Raw genomic sequence first — 938 nt, forward strand, 5'->3', positions numbered from 1 at the left:
GGAGAGGGGGGCAGCGGGAATCGACGGGGTGGAGCGGGCGCAGTGGAGGCGCAGCCGGAATGAGCCACGGCCCGTCTATTCCCGTTGCTGGGGAGAGGGAGCCGAGCGTCCCTTTCCCCGACCAAGCGGACAAATCCGCCGCCTTGGCGGCGTCATCTGACAGGGAACGGCCGTTGACCTGGTTGCAAGGGATGGGAGAATTTCGATCGACGCGACAGATAAAGTGTCAGGGGTGGTTCCGAGCATCGGATCTCGCCCCTGACGGGGGGCGTTACGGGGGGATTTCCCCCCGTAGAGGGGGTAGGGCGAGACGCGGAACGCGGCTCGAACTCAGGGGGAGACTTCCCCCCTTTGCCCCTTCTTCACCTTCAAGAAGCGCATTGCATAAACGATATGCAGGACATGCAGTGCATATATGACATGAAAGACATGTAGAAATTTCCGACAACAGGGCCGATGGCCCTCTAGCTGGCAAGGAACTAACCCGCTGGAATGGCCGCTATCGGGCCGCAAAGCTCGCGCCGGCAACCACACAATGATAAGCCCTGTTCTTCCAATGAAGGGAACTGTCATGGAAAAGAGCTGGGATCAGATAAACGCTGAAATCGACCGGATGCACTTTCATCAGGAAATCAGCGACAAGGGTATTTTTATACTCATCGGCTTCGCGGTCATCGCCAGCCTCGCGGGTTGGCCTACTGTCTGGTCCATGCTTTGGTTCCTGCCAGCGCTCGGCATGGTCGGCGGACTGCACGCAGCGAACAAAGGCGACTTCCAAGGCTATTGGATTTTCGCCCTCGGGTCACAGTTGCTATTGGCCGCAATGGTGGGCGTGGCATTCCTGATCCGGTTCGGCCTCTGATCCGGCGCGGCACCGCCGATCGCGTTTTGCAGGAGGCCCCGGCGCAGGCCGGGAAGGGGGGGGGCGCGGGGGGCCC

Annotated in this window: 1 protein-coding gene; it reads left to right on the forward strand. The window is 60.9% G+C overall.

Annotation, left to right across the window (positions count from 1 at the left end):
- The first annotated feature begins 571 nt into the window (after positions 1–571).
- The gene (locus SPHV1_RS01115) at positions 572–862 is read left to right on the forward strand and encodes a hypothetical protein (protein ID WP_062069476.1); all 291 of its coding nucleotides are present in this window, start codon (positions 572–574) and stop codon (positions 860–862) included.
- The last annotated feature ends 76 nt before the right edge of the window (positions 863–938 follow it).

Origin of the sequence: Novosphingobium sp. KN65.2 (assembly GCF_001368935.1) — a bacterium.
Lineage (GTDB): Bacteria > Pseudomonadota > Alphaproteobacteria > Sphingomonadales > Sphingomonadaceae > Novosphingobium > Novosphingobium mathurense.

What these genes read in the sequence shown, in the direction of transcription:
- SPHV1_RS01115 (WP_062069476.1), top strand. Translation starts at nt 572, where the DNA reads ATGGAAAAGAGCTGGGATCAGATAAACGCTGAAATCGACCGGATGCAC.